This is a genomic window from Lysinibacillus sp. FSL K6-0102 (assembly GCF_038003545.1).
Taxonomy (GTDB): Bacteria; Bacillota; Bacilli; order Bacillales_A; family Planococcaceae; genus Lysinibacillus; species Lysinibacillus capsici.
Window position 1 is genome coordinate 696705 of the sequence record NZ_JBBOPH010000001.1, and the last position, 20087, is coordinate 716791.

Genomic DNA, 20087 nt, shown 5'->3' on the forward strand with positions numbered 1-20087 from the left:
TAAAATGGACACGTTAAGAGAACAAGAAGGGAGGAAATAAGACATTGAACATCAAAAAAATTAGTCTTATCTTGTGCGTCTTATTCATTTCGGCTTCTATGTTTACGATACATAGTGCAAGTGTCAGTGCAGCTAACAATTCAAATATAACATTTGAAGATGTTACTAAAAATCACCCAGCCTATGAAGAAATCAATTATTTAGTAAATTTGGGGGTAATTCAAGGTTACTTTGTGAATGGTAAGAGAGTCTTTGGCCCAAATAATAGTGTTACAAGAGGACAAGCAGCTAAAATGGTTGTTGTTGCCTCTGGTAATAAACCATTAGTTGTAAATAAATCTAGCTTTTCAGATGTTACAGTCGGCACTGAAATGTCAGGTTATATAGAACGTGCTGTACAGCTAGGATTTTTCGATAAAAATATAAAAGGTCAATTCTTACCAAATAAGCCTCTAACTCGTGGAGAAATGAGTTATGTATTAACAAAGGCTTTTAATTTAGATACTAGTGAGTATGAGGGGATCGACTCACCTTTTACTGATGTAGGAATTACACATGAATATGTGAAATACATCAATACCATCTATTATAATGGCATTACCAACGGAACAGGTAATACGTATTTACCGAATAGCACTGTAACACGTTCTCAATTTTCATTATTCGTTGCACGTGCAAACAGTGAAAAATATCGATTAGAGCTTCCTGTAAAAGGTGTACAAGTTCCAGATACATCACAAGTCATTGGCTTAGTGAAGGTCACTACAGATGGGTTAAACATCCGTAAGACAAAAGATTCTACTTCAAGCACGAACATTGTAGGCAAAGTCAATACAGGCGGTAAATTATCAGTCTACGCTGTTGAAAGTAATTGGCTAAAGGTTACTTATAAAGGCGCATATGCCTACATCTATAAGCAATATGCAGAATTTGTAGATGCAGATGGTAATGCGTTAGGAACAGTCGAAAAAGAAGTAACGACAAAAAATGCTGTCAATTTATATGTGAAGCCTACATCTTCAGCAAAAGTAATTTCATCGATTAAAGCGAACGAAAAGCTTCCCGTTTACAAAACAACTGGTGGCTACTACTTAACACAAGTAAATGGTTTACCAGGTTATATTGTAGCGAATAGCACTACGGATATTGTGGAGGAAGAAAAGCCAAATCCTAATCCAAATCCAGATCCAACACCACCAGCTTCTGGTGATGTGCTAGGAAGAGTAACGGTAGCGAATTTAAATGTTCGCAGTCAAAGCAACTCTACATCAGCCGTGTTATTTAAGCTGAATAAAGGAGAGTATGTCCAAGTTAATAACATCAATGGTTACTGGGCAGAAATCACCTATAATGGCCAATCAGGCTATGTTCACAAGTCTTATTTGAAACTATTAAATCAAACAGCTAAACCTTTACAAAATCGTATTATCATCCTAGACCCAGGTCATGGTGGTAAAGATCCAGGTACAGTAAAGGGCTCTGCTTCTGAAAAGAACATTACATTAAAAGTCAGCACACAAGTGAAACAATTACTAGAGAATGCTGGTGCAAAAGTTTATATGACACGTACTGGTGATACGTATCCATCCTTACAAGATCGCGTAGACTTTACTCAAGCAAACTATGGTGAAATTTTTGTAAGTGTTCATGTCAACTCTGCTGCTAATACGTCAGCGTCTGGTACTGAAACATATTATGCAATATCTACAGGAGATATGTATCAGGAAGACATTGATTTAGCGACATATGTTAATAATCAAATTGTCAACAATTTAAATATGAAAAATCGTGGTGTCAAGCAAGAGCAATACTACGTGATTCGTAATATGGTGATCCCTTCTATTCTAGTAGAACTTGGTTTCTTAACGAATGCAGAGGATAACAGTAAAATGACAAATGATCAATACGTTAAATTATTTGCAGAATCTATTTATAATGGTATTTTGCAATATTATAAAAAACAATAATTGATTAAGAGACGATTCCAAAGATGTACTAGCCTTTGGGATCGTTTTTCTTATTCTCTATATACCCATATAAGAAAAATACAAACTAATTGATAAAATGGCCATAAAATTTTCTCTAATCATACAAATAATGGGCTAGTTTGATTGCTACGGCTGGCTAGTATGAAAGATAAGGAAAAGACACTTTTGCACATGGGTGATTGGAGTGGAGCTAGCGTCACAGAGGAGACCCTGGAGCGAACGTAAGTAAGTGAAGCTGCTCATCGGACGGCCCCTGGAAAGGTCGCTGGCGGAACGGAAATCAACCTCCTGCCTTATAAAAAGGCCTTTTTGCCAGTGACTTTATCTTTTTTCAACAACAGTAAATGGCTGTCTCATTTATTAAGAGACAGCCATTTACGTTATTTCACGGTATTGATGAATTTAATATAATCCTTACTTATATATCCAGGTTCAGTGTTTAGTTTATCTGAAACAATTTGATACCAACCATTTGCGCTTGTATCTGTAACGATGACAGGCATATTACTTTTACTAAATGTGAAAAGTGGACTTTGACTTGTTGATGCATCTGCACGAACATTTAGTCCAGCAGTTGTTGTGAGAGCGATTTTATAAGGATTATTTGCATCTTTAAAGCCTAAAGCTTTTTCTGCACGATAGTAATGTCCTGCAATTTTTGCCCCCCAGAATGGATCTGAAGCGTATTTTACGTTGAAGCCGATAGCCTTAGAACCAACAACTGCGCCATTTGTATAACGTCCACCTGGCGTAATATAATTTGGCTGAAGGAATTTTTCAACTAGCTCATTAATATTGGCTTCCACACTATCAAACTTCTTGTTTAGTGGATTTGTATCATAGACATATAAGCCAAATAGATTGTTTAGATTTTGAGCGTGATCACTCATACCATAGGCACTCTCATGCTGTGCTAAGGATAAAATAAGCATAGCATTGATATGAGAATTGGCTTCCACTTCTTTTAATACAGAGCCTAAACCAAGTAGTTTACTTTTAGTTGTGGCATTTTTATAAATCGAAGCACCTGAGCTTTCAACTTCTGCTAATTTTCCCACAATATATTGATCTAGCTCATCTGCTGTATATTGAGTTGCTGCACGAGCTGGTAAGAACTGATAGTAGTTATAGGCTTCTCCCTTTGAAGAACCATCAGCATTGGTAAAGTTGATGCCATCCCAGCTAAAGTATTTCTCACCCTGCTTCATAAAGCTAGGTGCCTTGCCATACACGTAACTAGCAGAATATTTATTAGTTTTATAATCATATAAAGTATGTTTTATTTCACCGTACTCATTTGTGTAATAAGAACGGCCTTTCACTAAAGCAGAAGGAATTAAGGTAACGTCAGCCTGCTTTAAATAGCCAGTATGACCAGCTAAGCGTACTTTTACTTGTGTGGCATCACTACCTAGATACTCCATTTCTGTATTACCCGCAACTGCGATTTGATCCTTAATCGTTTCAGAATTTAGAGCAACATAATTATTCGTTACAACATAACCTGAAGTCATTTTAATAATTTTATCATTTTGAGTAATCACTAAGGAACTAGTCGTCATCGCCTTTTCAGCTGCTTCAAAGCTAGTAAAGGTTTGTTTGTCTACCAAGTTACCATTGGAAACTTCTTTGACGATATATGCAGTAGTATTACCGTTATTACCAGTATTATTGTTGTTCCCATTATTAGTATTACCGTTATTTTCGGAGTTACCATTGTTTTCATTTTTACCAGCGTCAAGCTGATCAGCAAGAAGTATTAATCGTAGAATAAATGTCGATGCCTCACCAATTGTGGCATTGTCTCTTGGTAAAAACATGCCATTGGAGCTTCCTTTAATAAGTCCTAATTGTGCACCGATTGCAACATCCTCACGGAAATCTTTAAAAATAGTTGTATTGTCTTTGAAGGTAATAGAAGAAGTACCTTTTGGTATTTTTAAATAATCAACTGCTCTGATTAGCATCACTGCCATATGCTCTCTTGAAATACGGTCATCTGGCTTAAATGAGCCATCCGTATAACCAGTAATAATTCCAGCAGTTGCGGCAAGCTTAATTTCATTTGCAAATAAATATGTGTCTGACACATCTGTAAACGTTATCTCGTTCTTTGTGTCCAAATTTAATGCTTTTGCTATGTATGTGGCGAATTCACCGCGTGTAACCGTAGCATTTGGACGATAGCTTCCATTTGCATCCTTTAGTAATGCATCTTTCTGAATTAAATAGCGTAGACCACTTTCATGCATATGTCCTGATAGCTCGTCTGCATAGACAGATTGAGGCTGCCAAATGACTAGACTAACAAGCATCATGAGCAACATAAAAATTGATAGTTTTTTCATAGTTTTACCCTCCTAAACTGATATTATTTTAACAAAGTTACACAATCAAGATAAGGGTCAAATGTTAGAAATGCCATAAAATATACCAGCGTTTTATAGGCAATAAGTATGCTTTTGTAATGTGGTGTGAAAGTTAGTTTTAAATAGGGGAAGGAAAGTGAACCGAAATTCACATGAGTTTCTTCTATTATATATGTCATTTGTGTTACCCCCAAAAAATAATGCCGTACATTGCTTACTAAGAAACAATGTACGGCATTTTATTGAAGTAAAAATTAAAGCATTTCTGAAGTTGTTTTTGCTTGCATATGCAGCTGTAGGTAGTCTGGGCCACCTGCTTTTGAATCTGTCCCTGACATGTTGAAGCCACCAAATGGTTGGTAACCTACGATTGCACCTGTACAGCCACGGTTGAAGTAAAGGTTTCCTACATGGAATTCTTCACGTGCTTTTTCTAGGTTCATACGATTTGTTGTGATAACAGCGCCTGTTAAACCGTATTCTGTATCGTTTGCAATTTCAATCGCATGGTCGAAATCTTTTGCTTTTGCAATGGCTACCACTGGTCCGAAGATTTCTTCCTTCATAATACGAGCAGAAGGATCTACGTCCGCGAATACAGTTGGTTGTACGAAGTAGCCAACTGAATCGTCTGCTGTACCACCAGCTACTAAACGACCTTCACCTTTACCGATTTCGATGTACTCTGTAATTTTATTGAATGCTGCTTGGTCAATTACTGTTGCCATGAAGTTGCTGTAATCAGTTGGGTCACCCACTGTTAAAGCGTTTGTTAACTCTTCTACGCGATTTACCACTTGCTCATACACATCTTCTACGATGACTGCACGAGAACAAGCTGAACATTTTTGACCTGAGAAACCAAATGCTGATTTTACGATGGATTGTGCAGCTAATTCTAAATCTGCTTCTTTATCCACTACGATTGTATCTTTACCGCCCATTTCAGCGATGACACGTTTAATCCAAATTTGGCCTTCGTTTAATACAGATGCACGTTGGTTGATACGTAAGCCAACATCACGTGAACCTGTGAAGCTGATGAAGCGTGTTTTTGGATGATCGACTAAGTAGTCACCTACTTCAGCACCAGAACCTGGTACGAAGTTCACCGCACCTGCTGGAAGACCAGCTTCTTCTAATACTTCGATAAATTTATATGCTATAACTGGCGTTGTTGAAGCTGGTTTTAATAATACTGTATTCCCTGTTACTAAAGCAGCTACTGTTGTACCAGCCATGATTGCAAATGGGAAGTTCCAAGGAGAAATGACAATACCGATTCCTAATGGAATGTAGTCATAACGATTGTATTCACCTGGACGGCTTTCGACTGGCTGACCGTTTTTAATGCGTAGCATTTGGCGACCATAGTATTCCATGAAGTCGATTGCTTCCGCTGTATCTGCATCAGCCTCTGCCCATGGTTTCCCGGCTTCTTTTGTTAATAATGCAGAGAATTCATGTTTGCGACGACGGATAATCGCTGCCGCTTTGAAAAGAACGTCCGCACGAATGGCTGGATCAACTTTTTTCCATGTTTTGAATGTTTCATCTGCCGCTTGCATTGCTTTTTCAGCTAAATCTTTGCTTGCTTTCGAAACGCGACCAATGACTTCTGTTTTCTTCGCAGGATTGTACGAAACGATTTTATCTTCTGTTGTAATGCGCTCGCCACCAATAATTAGTGGGTAGTCTTGACCTAAGTAACCTTCAACTTTATTTAAAGCCTCTACATAAGCATTGTAGTTTGCCTCTTGTGAAAAATCTGTGAATGGTTCGTGTTTGTATGGAATCATGTCAGTTTCCTCCCAGGTATAAGTAGTGCCAAATGATTATGCACCTTTTAAGATTGTGTTAATTATATAATGCAATATAATTTGGCATTAATCAACTCAAATTTTAAAACTTTTTTAATTTTTGCATCTGCTTTTCATATTGGTGTTAGAATAAGCTTAATGGACTACAGGAGGACAAAATGGATAACAATGTACTACTAAGTATTTATAAATACGTCATTGAAAAAGGCGATATGGGAATTTGCGTTGTAGACACAGAGGGCAAATTGCTTATATACAATAAAAAAATGAGAGAATTAGAAGGCGTTAATGAGGATGAATTTGAGGAGAGGCGAGCCTTAGAGATTATTGATTTTGAAATCGAAAAAAGCGATATTTATAAGGTCCTCAACTCTGAAACGCCAGTGCACAATATAAAAAAAACGTATTGGAATAAAAAAAATCAAGAAGTGACCTACATAAGCAATATTTATCCGTTGCACTATGAAGGCTCTTTAATAGGCGCTGTGGAATTTGCCCGAGATATTACACAGCTTGAATACATGATGTATCAGCCATTGAGAAGGTATGGCGCTCCATTGACATTTGACATTATCACGGCTGTATCACCAGTCATGAAGGATGTCATTGAAAAAGCAAAAATTGTGGCACTAAGTAGAATGCCTGTTGTGTTAATAGGGGAATCAGGTACTGGGATTGATATGGTTGCAGAGGGAATACATCATGATCTAAAGGTACAAAATGATATGTTTATTGCTTTAATTTGCCGTCGAGATGAGAAAACGGTATTAAAACAATTTGAAAAATATATTGTGGAAAAGGAGAAAATAACCTTCTTTGCTGAGCGCATTGAATATTTATCTTTAGAAGCACAAGAAAAGATTGTTGAACTTTTTAATAATCATCCTAATCATCAGCATGTTTTAATTGCTAGTGTTGGTAAAGATCCAATTGATTTGATTCAAAAGCATGAGCTATCCAAAAAGCTTTACAGACTTTTTTCAGGTATTACGATTTATGTACCTCCTTTACGAGAAAGAAAAGAAGATATTATGCCCTTTATCGATGATTATTTCAAAAGACATCGTGATAGCTTTGGCTCATCTATTCACGGGCTTTCAGAAGAAGTACGAGATACCTTTTTAAAATATGATTGGCCAGGAAATTTAAAGGAATTAGAAGTCCTGCTGGATGAAATAACCTCATTAATCACCAATGAAACGATAGTTGAATCACATATGCTGCCAGTGCATTTCAAATGGAAAATCCAAAGCTCTTGTGAGGAGACGGAAAAAGAGGTTTCTACGAGTGACTTGTTTGTCATTAAAAATCAACAGGATATTCGACCATTAGATGTCTATATGAAAGAGGTAGAGGAGTACTATATTTCGAAGGCGTTGGACTTTCATCAAGGCAATATCTCCAAAACGGCTGCTGCGTTGGGGATTCGGCGACAAAGTTTACAGTATCGAGTTAAAAACTATAAGCTCAATAAAAAAAGCGAAAACATTGATTAACAATGTTTTCGCTTTTTTGGATAGTTTCCCGAAAGTGAAGGATAGAACGATCTAACTGAAGGATAAAAACACAAAACTGATGGATAGCTTCAAGCTTGTATAATTATTTTCCTTTTTTCGAAAGGCGACCAAGCGCAAATGCAGCTGCTCCTAAGCCAATTGCCATGTTCGTTTTTTTGTTAAACACTTGTTTTGTCACAAGTGCAACATTTTGTGGACGCTCAGCTAAACGACGCATAAAGTAACCGTACCAGTCATTACCGAATGGTAGGTATGTGCAGAAATTATAACCTTCACGAGCAAGGTCTAGCTGCATTTCTTTACGGAAACCATATAGCATTTGGAATTCGAATTTTTCATTTGGAATATTATGTTGTTTCACAAATTGTTTTACATGGTTGATCACATTATGATCGTGTGTCGCAATCGAAGTAAATTTACCATGTAGCAAATGATATTCAATTAGTTTTAAGTAATTATGGTCAATATCAGTTTTAGATTGATAAGCCACATTTTCAGGTTCTTTATAAGCACCTTTTACAATACGTAAGCGGAAGTTTTTATATTTCTCAATATTTTCCTCTGATTCGAAGAAGTAAGCTTGAATAACTGTCCCTACGTTATCATACTCTTTGTGTAATTCCTCTAATAATTCAAAAGAGCTATGTAAACGCTCGTAGTTTTCCATATCGAAATTCACGAAAATATTATATTGATGTGCAAGAGCTACGATTTCTTTTAAGTTTTCATAGCAAAATGCGTAATCAATATCTAAACCTAATTGTGAAGGTTTAAGAGAGATGTGTGCATCAAGCTGTTCATCATGAATAGCTTGTACAACAGCTAAAATGTTATTTTTGGCAGCAGTTGCCTCTGATTTTTCGTAGACGAACTCGCCTAGATTATCGACTGTACAAGAAATATTGGCCTTGTTTAATTCTTTAATCGATTGCACAACTTCTGGTAAACTTGTGCCAGCAACAACACTTTGAGCACCCATTTTTAAACCATATTTTTGTGCAGCGCTGTTTAATAATTTGTTCTCTGATAAGTAAATGAAAAAGTCACGTAATACCATCATATGCCTCCAAAAATGAAAATTTTAAATTCTTGGCGATTATAACACTTTTTTTGAAAAGTAAAATGGTTTGATTTTCAGAAAAAAATTTTTCGAAGCCAGTTAGTGAGATAAAACTATTGCAGTCATTGACTTTTTCATGATAAAAATTTAAATTAAAAAATTTTTTCAAAAAAAAAGGACTTTTCAAAATAAAAGATTTGCTTTATGTTAATTAGTATATGTCTAAATTTGCGAATATGTATAATATTGGACTTTTCGAGAGTGATTTACTTGAATGGCATGATAGTATTTCAGAATTATTTATATTTTAATATAATTTATTAGTGGGTATTCTTAGAAGTGATTCTTAGATATCCGCTTTTTCATTTTTCAATTTAAATATCATATTAATAGTAGTTTATAGTAAAAAAAAACAGGGTGTATTATAATAAAATGGTATATAATCAAGATTAAATTATGTACGTTTTGTGAATTTGTAGTTACTTTTGATTTAGAATAGTGTGTCTATATAAGCAATACAAAAGGGAATATGACTACTCTAAACTAAGATAAGGTGGAAAGTATGGCAAGAGGCAGAAAATTTAATTCAAATGGCGAACAAAGTAAACAACTATTACTTGAAAAAGCGATAGAGCTATTTTCTGATAAAGGTTATCATCACACAAAAATTAGTGACATTGTAAAGGCTGCCAATGTAACTCAGCCTACTTTTTATCTCTATTTTAAAAGCAAGGATGCCCTTTATAACGATTTGAATGCGCAATTTCAAAGCGGATTCTTGGCAGTAATGAATAGTAAGTCAACTGACATTATTGAATATGGATTACAGGGTTTTATCACGCTCTTAGAGCAAAAGTTATTGAACTTGTTCGTATACATAATTGAAAATCCTGAATTAACAAAAATAGGTTTTATTGAATCAAAGCAAGCACATTTGGTGAAAAACCAAATGACACAGCAATTGATCCACCTTATTTATCTGCATGATTGTGACAAAGATCTACAATTGTATAGTGTGGATATAAAAATCATGATAGATAGTTTAGTAGGCTCAATAGAAAGACTCATCATTACGAATTTATTAGAAGAAAAAAGGTTACCTGCAGAACTTGCAAATGATATTGTACAATTATATTTTTGGAAAACCAAAGAAGTGATATAAAAAACTGCCATCGATACTTATTATCGATGACAGTTTTTTTAATTGCTTATTCTTATATGCTGATAGTAGCCTTTTTGATCTTTGCTCTTTGGGTGAATAAGTAGCATATATTCCTGATTTGGTGATAAAGCACTCTTAGGTGTAACAGTTAATGTACGACCTTCAATTTTAACTGCTACGGGTACTTCCTTAGCTCCTAAAGCAGCCAGTTGAATGTTACTTTTAGCAATTTGAGAAGTAAGCCCAGCAGGAATTTTTACTGTAAATTTTTGTGTATCAGCTATATTTTTTACCGTGGAAAGTTGTTTATATTTAGGATATTTTTCCTTCAATGCATCATAATGTGCCTGGAAAATAGGTGCTGTTGTGGTTTGAACATTTGGCTTAACGCCTACTTCATGAATAGTATGACCCGCAGGACCTGTAAATTTACCAACTGTAAGCTTTAAATAGCTTCCATCCTGTAATGTGTAAAAGCCTTGCATAGCGCCTTTCCCATAGGTTGTTTCACCGTATAAAATAGCAGCTTTCTGGTCTTTCAATGATGCGGAAAGCATTTCAGAAGCACTGGCACTATAGCGGTTTACAAGAATACGGGTATCTTTAGGAAACTTTGTATCTTGTTGAACTGCTGGGATGGTATAAGAGTTATGTGCTTCTTCTAATAAATACGCAACTTTAGCAGATTGGAATAATCCTGTTAGTTCTTCAGCTGTTGTCACATAACCTCCACCATTATTTTGTAAATCTAAGATGAACGATGTTGCACCACGTTTTTTTAAGTCTATCAGCGCATTTTTAACAAGCTGTGCACCATCCTCTGAAAAGGAAGCCAACGAAATATAGCCCACATTTCCAAATAGCAGGTCAGTTTGTACATTTGGTAATGTGAATTTTTTACGTGTAATAGTTTTGGTAGTTTTTGAACTGTCACTATTCTTTAATGTAACCTCCACCTTAGTCCCTTCATTACCGATTAAAAGGGAAGAGGCCTCTTGTGTAGAACGCCCGATAATGGATTCACCATCAACGCCAATAATGATATCTCCAGCCTGAACACCAGCCTCAAAGGCACCACTGCCTTCGATTACTTGTAAAATATGAATTCCATCTTCGTGTTCTTCAATCACCACACCTATACCTATAGTAGATAGGTTGATGCTATTCATATAATTTTCAAATTCTTGCTTAGTGAAGTAGGTTGAGTAAGGATCAAGCATACTCATGATTTCTGAGATGGATGTAGCCTTCTCTAAATTTCCATTAATTGTTCCAACGTAAGTATCTTTCACAATCTCCTTAATTTCCTTAATAAGCTGTTGATCATTTTCAGCAGCGTGAGTAGTTGTAAAAGGGAGAAGGAAGAAGCCTAGAACAAATACGAATGACCATATTAACTTTTTCATTGGACACCTCTTTTCTAGAACTCAAAATAGAATGTATCATTATTAGGTATTAAATGGATGGTTACATTATGCAATTGAGTATCTGATTTTTATTATACATGAAGCCATCGCTATAGTGGTGGACTTATATGAGATAGAAAAAGAATCTACTTGTCGCTATGGTCAAGTAGATTCTTGTAAATTATTTTTTTATCACTTTATGAATAATAAAACCAATTGATGCGCCAACAATAGCTGGTAAAAGCCATCCTAAATTTTGCTCATACATTGGCAATGCTTTCAGAATAGTTTCATAAGGCGTAATTTCAACTTTCATTTGTTTTAAGCCATCATATAGACTGACAAGGAAAGTTGGAACGAGCGCTAAAATATAAACAATTTGTCCACCTTTAAAGAAATGATCTGCTAGTGACAATACCATCAATACCATAGCTAAAGGATAAATGATTAAAAGTACAGGTAGTGATGCACTAATTATTGTTGAAAGTCCCACATTTGTAATAGCTGTACTAAAAATAGTGAAGACAACTAAAAACGTTTTATATGAAATTTGAGGGAATAGCTTATGGAAAAATTGTGCATTAGCAGTTAATAAACCTACAGCTGTGGATATACAAGCTAGTAAAATAGTCGCAGACAAAATAATACTTCCAAGGCTTCCAAAGAGCACCTCAGCTGATTTTGCAATAATATTTCCGCCATTATCAGAAATACCGATTGCATTGATACTTGTATTACCAATATGCCCTAGAGAGATATAGACAAAGGATAAACCTATTGCAGCAACGACCCCCGCAAAAATCGTTGTTTTTACTTGTTTTCGTGTATCTTTCATACCCATATCACGCAAGGCTTGTAAAATGACGATACCAAAAACAAGAGCACTTAGAACGTCCATCGTTAAGTAACCTTGTACAAAGCCTTCAGCTAAAGGTGACACTTTATAGTTTCCTACGGCTTCTCCTGGTTCTCCCATAGGAGAGATAAAACTTTTAACAGCAAGCAATAAAATAACAAAAAGCAGGGCAGGTGTTAAAATTTTACCTACTCGATCAACGAGCTTCGAAGGGTTAATAGATAAATATAGAATTAACGTGAAAAACAAGATAGATGTGATAAAAAGTGGCGCCCAATGATCCCTCATCGCTTCAGAGAGAAATGGCGCAATGCCTATTTCATAGGACACAGATCCAGTACGTGGTACAGCAAAGAACGGTCCAATTGCTAAGTAGACAATGGAGGTGAAAATCACTCCAAAAGCAGGACTAACACGGTTAGCGAGCAGTTGTAAATCGCCTCCTGCTTTGGCAACAGCAACAATCGCTAATAGTGGAAGACCAACACCTGTTATAAGGAAACCAATCATGGCTACAGTGATGTTTTCACCTGCTTGTTGGCCTAATAATGGTGGGAAAATAATATTACCAGCACCCAAGAACAAGGCAAATAGTAGTAATCCTACTGCTAAATTTCCTTTGATGAAATGCAAGATGTTTTTCATAAGTATAATAACTCCTTTAAGATTGAAAAGCTAAAACTTTCTAAAAATTTTAAATACAGAAGTGTATGTTATCATAGGAACACTAATCTTGCAATGAAAATAGTATTTCAATATAGTCGGATTTCGTCGTATTCTATAAGTTTCCTATAATGTTTGAAAAATAGTCAGTTTTTCCGATTTTTCATGCAATAGTTATCTAGTATGATAGACACACAAGGGAATATTCTAGCACGAACGGAGGCACTTTGGTATGCAAAAGACAAAAAAATGGAGAATTCTTGTTCTAAGTACTTTAGCAACTTCATTTTTAGCATTACAAACAGCGGAAGCAGCAACATATACTGTACAAAAAGGAGATACTTTAACGAAAATCGCCCAAAATCATCAAGTCACGATTGGGGATATTATGAAGTGGAATAATCTATCGAAAGATACGATTTTTGTAGCTCAAAAGCTTGAGATTCCAAAACATTCAACGAATGAGGGAGTAAAGCCCGCCACTCCATCAACATCTGAAAAACCAGCAACTAGTTCTCATACAGTAGCAAAGGGTGACACATTATCAAAAATTGCAAAGCTATATAATGTGACAATTAAGGATATAATGGATTGGAATAAGCTTGAAAAAGACACAATTTTTGTTGGACAAGTATTGAAGCTTTCTTCAGCTGCAGTGATACCCGGTGGTGATACTATACATAATAATGTGACTTCAGGTACGGGCACTCCATCAAAAGTAACTGCGAAAGATCCTACAGCTAATGGACAAGCGATATATAACAAAACCGTTGAAGTTGCCAATACATTGGTTGGAACACCCTATCTATACGGTGGAAATACACCTGTAGGGCTTGATTGCAGTGGCTTTATTTTTTATGCCTTTAATCAAGGTGGTTTAAAAATAGGAAGAGCAAGCAGTGAGGGCTATTTTTACGGTAATACTACCCATGTAGAAAATCCAGTACCTGGCGATTTAGTGTTCTTTGAGAATACGTATAAAGAAGGTATTTCTCATATGGGAATTTATCTCGGAGATAATAAATTCATTCATGCGGGGACAGATGGTGTAGAAGTTTCTGATGTTACGTACTCTTACTGGTCTTCTAAATTAGTAGCCTATAAACGTTTTGATAGTGTGAAATAAAAAGTAGCGATTTTTGCCTAGGCAAAAATCGCTTTTTGTTTTAACAAAACCCCCCTCTCTTGAAGTGACCCCTATAAGTTAGACACGGTTATTTCGTTTAGGCAGCTTGGGTAAACTGAGTTCGGTATTCTACCGGACTCAGTTTTAATTTTGCCTTTAAACGTCTCGTGTTGTAATACGTTATATACTTTTCAAGTTCCTTTTTAAAATGCTCGACACTATCAAATTCCTTTAAGTAGAGGAATTCTGACTTCATGATGCCGAAGAAATTCTCCATGACAGAGTTGTCATAACAGTTTCCCTTACGTGACATACTTTGCACAATGCCTCTTGATTCAAGGGCGTGGCGATATTGTTTCATTTGGTAATGCCAACCTTGATCTGAATGCATCAATAATTGATGTTCCTCTGGCAACCTCTCTAGTGCCTTCTCCAACATTTCTGATACAAGCGAATATGTTGGTCTATGACCAATTGTGTACGTAATAATTTCGCCGTTAAATAAGTCTAAAATAGGTGATAAATAGAGCTTTTCACCAAACAGCTTAAACTCCGTAATATCTGTAACCCATTTTTCATTCGGTGCTTCTGCTATGAAGTTACGATCCAATCTATTAGGCGCAATCTTACCGATTGTCCCTTTATAAGATTTGTATTTCTTCATACGCACTAAGCACTTTAAACCTAATTCTTTCATGATACGTTGAACCTTTTTATGATTCACTTTTTTCCCACGATTTGCTAGCTCATCACGAATACGACGATAACCATAACGACCTTCGTGTTCGTTATAAATTGCTCGAATTTCGGCCTTTAACTCGGCATCTGGATCTGGACGATCCATCTTCTTCACTAAATCATAGTACGTGCTACGTGGAATGCCTGCGAATTTCGCAAGCGCCTTCACCGAGTATTTATGCCTTAATTCATAGATGACCTTTACTTTGTCTTCTTTGGTGATTTTTCCTTGGCTTGAACTAAGGCGTTCAACTTTTTTAAGTACTCATTTTCCATACGTAGACGATTGATTTCTGCTTGAAGTGCTTCAGGTGTCCCTTCTACTGGTGCTTGTTTTGGTTGTTTGTTCGTTTCTTTTTTCATGGATGGATGCCCCTTTTTCCTTGATTGAAGGGCATCGAATCCTTTTGTTTTAAATTGCTTTTTCCAACTACGAAGTGTAGAAGGCGTAGCTATCTTAAAGATAGCTGCTGTTTCAAGTAAGGACGTACCATTTTCAATCATAAAGTTTAGTACGTCTAGTTTAAACTGTGCCGAATAATTTGTATATCGCTTTATAAACGCTTCTACGCCATTATACTCATATTGTTTCGCCCAATTAAGAATTGCTTTGTGATCTGTTCCGATAGATTTAGCAATTTCATGTGAACTTTCATTGCCTTTTATGTAACGTAAGGCTGCTTGTAGTTTTTCTTCCGATGTAAATTTAGCCATATAAAAACTGCTCCTCCAAATGTTAGATGTGTCTAACATTTGGGGAGCAGTTCATCTCTTTTAGAAGAAAGGGGGGGGGTTGTTATTGTGTTACACGAGCTGACCAACGTGAAAGATCAGCGCCTTTTGGGTTTACTAATTGGGCAGGGAAAATAAATGTCCAAGGCTTGGTTGAATTAGGTTGAACTGTTAAAATAGGATCCATTTTAAATGAACCTTTTGCTATTTGTTTTCCTCTTGCGTCAATAATTTCAAGAGGTAGTTGTTCCAAATTTATAGCCTTATTATGGCCATTACGAATAAATATAGAGACATTTAAGCTACCATTATTCATAAATTTAGCCTGCAAACCTGTGAAGTTTACTTCTGTTTCCCCTAATTTGGGTAACGTTTTAACAATCTTGGCAAGCTCCTCTTTTTGTTCTGCTGGTAACTGTTCTTCCCAGGTAGGATCTAATTCTAATTGATGATCACGTAAAGATACTAGATTGAAAGCCAGTTTCCAGCCTTCTTCCGGTATTTCATCAACTTTAATAGCTGATTTTTCAAATTCAAATACCCATGGGCGAGCGCTTTTCGCTGGGATTGTGCCAAGTGCTTTAAAGTCAAATTTTTTAGAAGCTACAAGCTTATCGTTTTTATCCATGATAAAAAGTTCGATTTCACCAAGTTCAATTGCTTCAGAAAGCGAAGAACGGAAAAATGCTCGTACTTGCCATTTTCCAGAGCGGTCCTCATCAATACTAATTGAAGAAAGAGATAATTGATTTGGTTTTAATGGTTCTAGCTCATTAGCAAGAAAGTTAAAGATATATTTTTGCTCCTGAGGTACATTCCAATCAGGGTGGAAAGACAGCTTGGTTTCAACTATACCATCATTATTTTTATCTGTAGTAGGGTTTCCTAGTAAGTCCTTTGAGTCAATTATATTTTCTTGACCAACTTTGTCTGATTTTTTAAAGAATGAAAATAAGCCCATTTTTTATTGATCCTCCTGTTGCGCTTCAATTGTTTTCATAAATCCAATAATTTCTATAATGATCGTACGACGTAATTCTTGGAAGTTTTTGGCGAATAATTCTAAGCCTTCTCTTTGATAAATACGCATAGGATCTTCCTGTTGATAGTGGCGAAGTCCAATGCCTTCTTTTAAATGAGCCATAGACTCTAAATGCTTTATCCAACCATTATCTAAGTTACTTAACATGATTTGAGGGATGACATCTATTACTTGTTCATTTTGAGCAAACGTATCCATCTTAGCAGTTAATTCATCTACAGGCGCTTGTAGGGAATCTAAAATAGGTATAACCTTCCCAACTTCTCTATCAATGGAAACAGGAGATAGGAAGAGACTATTTAAAGTTGCCTCTATTCCATCATAGTCCCATTCAAACGACGGAATATCATCAGGTGTAGCATCACGAACTGCAAAGTCTACTGTTTCATATAACATTTGCTTTAATTGATCTAATAAATCTTCACCAGCTAAAATTTTGTCACGAAGTCCATAAAGAACGGTACGTTGGTCATTGATAACATCGTCTAATTTTAGGTTATATTCCCGCATGCCATATTGGGAACCTTCAACAATTCGTTGTGTTCGGTCAATAAGCTCTTGAACCTCTTTATTTTGAATAATACCCTGATCATCTACAATCATTTTTGCAGAGAATTTTTCTACTTCTTCTTTTGCGTAACGGCGGAACATATCATCTTCAATAGAGAGAATGAAGCGACTTTCGCCTACATCACCTTGACGGCCTGAACGCCCACGTAGCTGATTGTCTACACGACGGCTTTCATGCTTTTCTGTCCCAATTACATATAAACCACCAAGCTCGTGTACATCCTCACCTAACATGATATCCGTACCACGACCAGCCATGTTTGTCGCTACCGTAATACGACCCTTTTGACCTGCCTGTGAAATAAGTTCAACTTCTTGTTCAATTGTTTTTGCATTAAGTAATTGGAATGTTAATTTTTCTTTTTTTAGATAGTCAGCTACAGTTTCAGACTGTAAAATCGAGGTTGTCCCAATTAATATTGGCTGGCCTTTTTCATGACGTTTTTTAACCTCAGCAGCAACATACTTATATTTTGCTTCCTGTGTGTTAAAAATAAGATCAGGCTGATCAATACGCTGACGCGGACGGTTTGTTGGAATTTGCACAACTTCCATGCCGTACACTTCACGAATTTCTTTTTCCTGTGTTTTCGCTGTACCCGTCATCCCAGAAAGCCTCGGATACATACGGAAATAGTTTTGAATTGTTACCTGAGCCATTGATTTATTTTCATCTGTAATCGTTACGCCTTCTTTAGCTTCAATCGCTTGATGTAAGCCATCAGAAAGTGAACGACCTTCTAAAATACGACCTGTAAACATATCAACAAGCTCGATTTTGTCTTCTTTGACAATGTAATCAACATCGCGCTTAAACATAACATGTGCACGTACTGCTTGGATTACGTAATGGAAGAGTGTTTGGTGTTCTAAGTCATATAAATTATCGATATTGAAGGCAGCCTCAACCTTTTCAATACCTTTATCCGTTAGAGAAGTAGCCTTTGTTTCATCGTCAAAGTCATAATCTTCATCTTTCTTGAATCGTTTCGCTAACATAGCAGCAATGCGGTGTAATTCTTCGTTGGAAGGCATCTTGCCTGCGATAATTAAAGGTGTTTTAGCTTCGTCGATTAATACACTATCCACTTCATCGATAATAGCGAAGTGATAAGGACGTTGTACTTTATCTGCTAAACTATAAGCCATATTGTCCCGTAGGTAATCGAAGCCAAATTCAGTACCCACACCGTATGTAATATCGGCGTTATAGGCTTCTTTCTTTTCACCAGGTTCCATCATTGGTACATTTAAACCGACAGTTAAGCCAAGGAAACGATGGATCTGACCGACTAGCTCATAGTCACGCTTTGCTAGGTAATCATTAACCGTGATGACATGAACACCTTTACCTTCTAATGCACGTACATAAGAGGGAAGGGAGGCAACTAGTGTTTTACCTTCACCTGTTGGCATTTCAGCAATATTACCTTCTGTTAATACTAGACCACCAATAAGCTGCACATCAAAATGACGCATTCCTAATACACGCTTTGAGGCTTCGCGTACTACAGCAAATGCGTCTGGGATGATTGATGTAATAGGCTCACCTTGTTCTAATTGATCTTTGAAAATAAAAGTCATTTCTCGTAATTCGGCATCTGACTTGTTAACATATTTTTCTTCAAGATTGTTAATTTGATCTACTATTTTGTAGTAGCGTTTTAATTGACGAGCACTAGTTTGCTCTTTATTACTTTTGAAAATTGAGAACATGAAATATACGCTCCTTTAAAGTTGTCTACATGCTAGACACTCCATTATTCTATCAAATTTTGCGAATGGTGACTACATTTGACTGTATAGGAATCTATTAATGCTAAAATGTACAAAATATTTGTGAAATCGTGGAAAATGTTTAGAAAAAGTATATTTCAATGCTTGTTCATGCTATAATCAATTTGGATTTCAATGTAGATTATTTATTTGAGGAGGAGAGACATGCTTTACGTGTCTTTAATAGCAGCGTTTGTTGCATCCATTTTGTTAACTCCATTAGTGAAACGTTTAGCGTTTAGAATAGGTGCAGTTGATGCACCAAACTATCGAAAAGTACATGCTCGAATTATGCCAAGACTTGGCGGTTTAGCCATTTTCCTTGCCTTTATTATTGGCGTGACGATTTTATACTCATTTTTAATTCATACAAAACATGGTAGTAACGAGGCTTTATTAGCTATCATTATTGGTGCTTGTATAATCGTAATCACGGGTGTTATTGATGATATGCGTGAGATTTCTGCGAAAGCAAAAATGCTTGGTCAGCTAGTTGCAGCACTGATTGTTGTTTTTGTAGGCGGTATTGAAATTGAAATGGTTAATCTACCGTTCTTAGGTACATTAGACTTTGGGTTACTGAGTATTCCATTAACAATTATTTGGATCATCGGTATTACGAATGCCATTAATTTAATTGACGGCCTAGATGGTCTAGCTGCAGGTGTTTCTACGATTGCGCTGATTACAATAGCTGTCATGGCGTTTATTTTGAGCAATGTGTTTGTTTTAGCGTTAGCAGCGATTTTAGCTGTAGCTTCACTTGGTTTCTTATTTTATAATTTCCACCCTGCCAAAATTTTCATGGGTGATACAGGAGCATTGTTCCTTGGATTTATGATTTCCGTGTTAGCGTTACTTGGTTTCAAAAATATTACATTCGTAGCTTTAATCATCCCAATCATTATTCTTGGTGTTCCGATTTCTGATACATTCTTTGCGATTGTTCGTCGTGTTCGCATGAAGAAGAAATGGTCTGACCCAGATAAATCCCATTTACACCATCGATTACTCGATATGGGCTTTACACATCGACAAACAGTTCTAATTATTTACGGAATTGCAGTAATGTTTGGATTAGCAGCTATCATTTTCTCTATGGCAAAGGTTTGGGGAGCTATATTACTTGTAGCGGTCATCCTAACAGCTATTGAAATCTTTGTAGAGGTCATCGGACTGGCTGGTAAAAACTATAAACCATTATTAAATTTTGTACGGATATTTAGTAAATAAAATATAAGCAATCATACAATTTGTATGAT

General features: G+C 36.1%; 13 protein-coding genes. 5 read left to right on the forward strand and 8 right to left on the reverse strand.

All coding sequences use genetic code 11. The features are described from left to right. The first annotated feature begins 44 nt into the window (after positions 1 to 44). Positions 45 to 1967, forward strand: a complete 1923-nt coding sequence (locus tag NYE73_RS03260; protein ID WP_259949546.1) for an N-acetylmuramoyl-L-alanine amidase — start codon at positions 45 to 47, stop codon at positions 1965 to 1967. A gap of 401 nt (positions 1968 to 2368) precedes the next feature. Here NYE73_RS03260 and NYE73_RS03265 read toward each other — a convergent pair whose 3' ends face one another. After that, a complete protein-coding gene (locus tag NYE73_RS03265) occupies positions 2369 to 4336 on the reverse strand; it encodes an S-layer homology domain-containing protein (protein WP_259949548.1) in 1968 nt (655 codons plus the stop codon). Positions 4337 to 4611: 275 nt separating this feature from the next. Further along, positions 4612 to 6156 (reverse strand): L-glutamate gamma-semialdehyde dehydrogenase, encoded by a 1545-nt coding sequence (pruA, locus tag NYE73_RS03270; protein ID WP_103118703.1) that lies wholly within the window; start codon positions 6154 to 6156, stop codon positions 4612 to 4614. A gap of 179 nt (positions 6157 to 6335) precedes the next feature. On the opposite strand from pruA, the gene NYE73_RS03275 reads away from it, so the two are divergent. Then, the gene (locus tag NYE73_RS03275; protein WP_259951313.1) at positions 6336 to 7673 is read left to right on the forward strand and encodes a helix-turn-helix domain-containing protein; all 1338 of its coding nucleotides are present in this window, start codon (positions 6336 to 6338) and stop codon (positions 7671 to 7673) included. A gap of 103 nt (positions 7674 to 7776) precedes the next feature. Here NYE73_RS03275 and NYE73_RS03280 read toward each other — a convergent pair whose 3' ends face one another. Beyond that, complete coding sequence (locus tag NYE73_RS03280) at positions 7777 to 8751, reverse strand: proline dehydrogenase family protein (protein ID WP_036074906.1); 975 nt, start codon at positions 8749 to 8751, stop codon at positions 7777 to 7779. Between the two features lie 565 nt (positions 8752 to 9316). On the opposite strand from NYE73_RS03280, the gene NYE73_RS03285 reads away from it, so the two are divergent. Further along, positions 9317 to 9916, forward strand: coding sequence for a TetR/AcrR family transcriptional regulator (locus NYE73_RS03285; RefSeq protein WP_103117447.1), 600 nt, complete (start codon positions 9317 to 9319; stop codon positions 9914 to 9916). 38 nt (positions 9917 to 9954) lie between these two features. Here the strand turns inward: NYE73_RS03285 and NYE73_RS03290 are convergent, their stop codons facing one another. Both NYE73_RS03290 and brnQ read right to left on the reverse strand, forming a co-directional pair. Beyond that, positions 9955 to 11322: a S41 family peptidase gene (locus tag NYE73_RS03290; protein WP_259951312.1), complete on the reverse strand. Its 1368-nt coding sequence runs from the start codon at positions 11320 to 11322 to the stop codon at positions 9955 to 9957. Positions 11323 to 11503: 181 nt separating this feature from the next. Continuing rightward, on the reverse strand, positions 11504 to 12823 hold the full coding sequence (brnQ, locus tag NYE73_RS03295) for a branched-chain amino acid transport system II carrier protein (protein WP_066036910.1): 1320 nt from the start codon (positions 12821 to 12823) through the stop codon (positions 11504 to 11506). A 250-nt stretch (positions 12824 to 13073) separates the two neighbouring features. On the opposite strand from brnQ, the gene NYE73_RS03300 reads away from it, so the two are divergent. Further along, positions 13074 to 13967, forward strand: a complete 894-nt coding sequence (locus tag NYE73_RS03300) for a C40 family peptidase (RefSeq protein ID WP_066036909.1) — start codon at positions 13074 to 13076, stop codon at positions 13965 to 13967. Between the two features lie 97 nt (positions 13968 to 14064). Here NYE73_RS03300 and NYE73_RS03305 read toward each other — a convergent pair. From NYE73_RS03305 to secA2, 3 genes are all read right to left on the reverse strand, one after another. Further along, a protein-coding gene (locus NYE73_RS03305; RefSeq protein WP_139111235.1) for an IS3 family transposase occupies positions 14065 to 15419 on the reverse strand; the annotation gives its coding sequence in 2 pieces (ribosomal slippage) (positions 14065 to 14966 and positions 14966 to 15419; 1356 coding nt in all). Positions 15420 to 15501: 82 nt separating this feature from the next. After that, positions 15502 to 16398 carry an accessory Sec system S-layer assembly protein gene (locus NYE73_RS03310; RefSeq protein ID WP_259951076.1) on the reverse strand — a complete coding sequence of 299 codons (897 nt, stop codon included), beginning with the start codon at positions 16396 to 16398 and terminating at the stop codon, positions 15502 to 15504. A gap of 3 nt (positions 16399 to 16401) precedes the next feature. After that, positions 16402 to 18765 carry an accessory Sec system translocase SecA2 gene (gene secA2, locus NYE73_RS03315; protein ID WP_259951075.1) on the reverse strand — a complete coding sequence of 788 codons (2364 nt, stop codon included), beginning with the start codon at positions 18763 to 18765 and terminating at the stop codon, positions 16402 to 16404. Between the two features lie 225 nt (positions 18766 to 18990). Here secA2 and NYE73_RS03320 point away from each other — a divergent pair, with 225 nt between their 5' ends. Further along, entirely contained in the window at positions 18991 to 20058 is a 1068-nt protein-coding gene (locus NYE73_RS03320) for a glycosyltransferase family 4 protein (protein ID WP_259951074.1), read from the forward strand. Positions 20059 to 20087: the final 29 nt, after the last annotated feature.